This is a genomic window from Microbacterium sp., assembly GCF_051953575.1.
GTDB lineage: Bacteria > Actinomycetota > Actinomycetes > Actinomycetales > Microbacteriaceae > Microbacterium.
On record NZ_JBQCIP010000138.1, the window covers coordinates 1 to 3620 of the forward strand.

General features: G+C 70.2%; 3 protein-coding genes. All 3 read right to left on the reverse strand.

The genetic code is table 11. The annotated features are described in order from the left end of the window. On the reverse strand, positions 1-1760 hold a 1760-nt coding region (locus tag ACTHNQ_RS08775), incomplete at its 3' end, for an alpha-mannosidase (RefSeq protein WP_440332904.1). A 25-nt stretch (positions 1761-1785) separates the two neighbouring features. Further along, a complete protein-coding gene (locus ACTHNQ_RS08780) occupies positions 1786-2676 on the reverse strand; it encodes a carbohydrate ABC transporter permease (protein WP_440332906.1) in 891 nt (296 codons plus the stop codon). Position 2677: 1 nt separating this feature from the next. Next, the coding region (locus tag ACTHNQ_RS08785; RefSeq protein WP_440332908.1) for a carbohydrate ABC transporter permease at positions 2678-3620 on the reverse strand (943 nt) is incomplete at its 5' end.

The following is a 3620-nucleotide window of genomic DNA, read 5'->3' on the forward strand; positions in this document are numbered from 1 at the left end:
AGGATGTCGTGGAACTGCTGCAGCAGCACCGTCTCCCAGGCCCGCTGGATCCGCTCGGCCGGATACGGGATGCCGCACCGCACGCTCGCCGTCGTCGCCCACAGCTCGGCCTCGCGCAGCAGGTGCTCGCTGCGGCGGTTGCCCTGCTTGGTGCGCAGCTGGCTGGTGTACGTGCCCCGGTGGAATTCGAGGTACAGCTCGCCCGACCACACCTCGGGGTCGGGGTACTCCGCCTCGGCGGTCTCGAAGAACCGGCGCGGTGTGCTGTGCACGACGCGGGGCGAGCCCTCCAGGGAGCCGGTGCGGGTGATCGCCGCGGTCATCTCGCGGGTGGGACCGCCGCCGCCGTCGCCGTAGCCGTAGGGGAGGAGCGACACGCTGCTCTGCCCCTTGTCGGCGAAGTTGCGCTCGGCGTGGGCGAGCTCGGCGGCCGTCACGCGCGAGTTGTAGGTGTCGACCGGCGGGAAGTGGGTGAACAGCCGGGTGCCGTCGATGCCCTCCCACTGGAACGTGTGGTGCGGCATCCGGTTCGTCTCGTTCCACGACGTCTTCTGCGTCAGGAACCAGCGGGCGCCCGCTGCCTTCGCGATCTGCGGGAGCGCACCGGAGTATCCGAACGAGTCGGGCAGCCACACCTCGGGGGTGTCCAGTCCGAACTCGCGCAGGAAGAAGGACTTGCCCGCGACGAACTGGCGGGCCATCGCCTCGGAGCCCGGCATGTTGGTGTCGGATTCGACCCACATGCTGCCGACCGGGATGAACCGGCCCTCCTCGACGCGGGCCCGGATGCGCTCGAACAGGTCGGGGTAGGTCTCTTTGATCCACGCGTACTGCTGCGCGCTGGAGGCGACGAAGACGAAGTCCGGGTCCTCGCCCATGAGCGACAGCACGTTCGAGAACGTGCGCGACACCTTGCGGACCGTCTCGCGCACCGGCCAGAGCCACGCCGAGTCGATGTGCGCATGGCCCACCGCGTGCAGCGTGTGCGCCGAGGCCGACGCGGGGCTCGCGAGCACGGGCGCCAGTACGGCGCGACCGTCGGCGGCCGTGCCTGCGACGTCGTCGGGGTCGACGGCGTCGATCATGCGCTCCAGCGCGAGGAGGATGTCGGCGCGGCGCGACGAGCCCTCGTCGAGCTCGTCGACGAGCCCGCGCAGTGCCAGCGTGTCGGCCAGCAGGTCGGCGACCTCCAGGTCGCGCAGCCGCACGTCGAGGTGCCGGAGCGTGTAGATCGGGTCGTCGCCCGCGGTCGCCGGGTCGCCGACGGGTGTCGGGGCGAAGACGAAGAGGCTCCCGACGTCGGGGTTCGATGCCGCCTCGATGTACACGTCGACCTGCCCGGTGTCGTCGACCGCCTCGGCGACGGCGTTGTTGAGCGGCGCGATGCCCCGCACGGGGTGCCCGGCGGTGCTCCAGACCATCGCCTCGCACTGGAAGCCGGGCTGGCCGGCGGTGAAGCCGAGGTCGACGACGAGCTCAGGCCGCGTGCGTGCGGGAAGGGAGCCGTCGGCCTCGCGCCATTCCGCCGGCACGGCGCCCTGCACCCGGAACCACGTCGTGCCCCACGGCCGGCCCCACGTGTCGCCCACGGCGATGGGGGAGTACTCACCCGCCGCCGCGGTGTCGAACGGGACGGGTTCGCCGGCGGCATCCCACCGCGTGACCTGCAGGGGAGCCGAGCCGCGGTGGACGTGCGGCACGAGCCGCTCGAGGACGAAGCGGTCGACGCGAAGACGGGCGAGAGAGGAACGGTCGTGCATGCCTGTGCTTTCAGATGTGCGGGCGTCAGCCCTTGACGGAGCCGGCGAGCGCGAACGACGCGCCGGAGAGCTTCTGGACGATGACGTACAGCACCACCATCGGTGCGGCGTACAGCACCGAGTAGGCGGCGAGCTGCCCGTAGGCGATGGTGCCGTACTGCCCGAAGAAGTTGAAGATCGAGACGGCGGCGGGGAACTTGCTCGACGTGAACAGCAGCACGAACGGGACGAAGAAGTTCCCCCACGCGCCCGTGAACACGAAGATGAACACCACGCCGATCCCGGGCCGCATGAGCGGCACCACGATGCGGGCCAGCGCCTGCATGGAGCTGGCGCCGTCGACCCATGCCGCCTCTTCGAGCGAGATGGGCACCGAGTCCATGAAGTTCTTCAGCATCCAGATCGCCATCGGCAGCGACGTCGCCGCCATGAAGACGATCACGCCCCACGTGGAGTCGAGCAGGCCGAACGAGACGAACAGGGCGTAGACCGGCACCATCATCGCGGTCAGCGGCAGCCCGGTGCCGAACAGGATCCCGTACATGAACGGCTTCTGGTAGCGCGCGTTGTAGCGCGACAGCGGGTACGCGGCCAGCAGTGCCACCACGACGGTGATGACGGCCGTTCCGAGCGAGATGACGATGGAGTTCAGCAGCGGCTGCCACGCGAGCTCCCACGTCATGACGTCCGTGTAGTTGGCGAGCGTCCAGGTCTCGGGCAGACGCATCGACACGGTCGCGTCGCCGTCGAACGAGGCGAACACCACCCACAGCAGCGGGACGAGGAACAGCAGCCCGATCACGGCGAGCAGAACGGATGCCGTCGCCGTGTGCGTCCGCTTGCGCGGGGCCGACACGCTCGGCGAGCGGCGCCCGGTGACGATGGTGCGGGTCTCGGTCGCGGTCTGGGTGGCCATGTCAGTCGACCTCCGGCTTGAGTGCGCGGATGTAGACGATCGAGAAGACCGCGCCGATGAGGAGGGTCACGGTGGCGATCGCGGTGCCGTACCCGACCTGGGCGAACTTGAACGCCTCCTGGTAGGCGAGCACCGGAAGCGTCGCCGACGACGAGCCCGGGCCGCCGCCGGTCATGACCCAGATGAGGGTGAAGACGCCGAGGGTCTGCAGCGTCGTGAGCAGCAGGTTGGTCGAGATCGACCGGCGGATCACGGGCAGCGTGACGCGGGTGAAGCGCTGCCACGCGGTCGCGCCGTCGATCGTCGCCGCCTCCATGAGGTCGGGCGGAACCTCGGACAGCGCCGCGTTGTAGACCATCATCGAGAACGCCGTGCCGCGCCAGATGTTGGCGAGGATCACCGAGAGCATCGGGAAGACGAACAGCCACGCGGTGTGCTCCAGGCCGAACCAGCCGAGCACGGCGTTGAGCGTGCCGTCCTTGGCGAAGAACGCGTACATAGCGAAGGCCGCCACGATCTCGGGGAGCACCCACGCGAGCACCACGACACCGCTCACGAGCGATTTGAGCGGCTTGACCGAGCTGTGCACGAGCACGGCCAGCAGCATCCCGAGCACGTTCTGGCCGATCACGGCCGAGGCGAGCACGAAGACCACCGTGAGCACGAGCGAGTTCCAGAACTCGGCCGAGCCGAACAGGTCGACGTAGTTGTCGAGCCCGATGAACTGCGGGTTCGCCGCGCGCGGGCCGGTGAGGGCGCGGTCGGTGAGCGACCCGTACAGCGAGTAGACGATCGGGCCGAGCATGAACGCGGCCAGCATGAACACGGCCGGGACGAGCGGCAGGAGTCGCGAGAGCGAGCGGCCGGGGCGGCGCGGGGGCCGCGGGGGGGCGGGCCCCCCGGCGCGCCGCCCCCCCCCGCGGGGGGCGGGGCGGGCGGTGGGG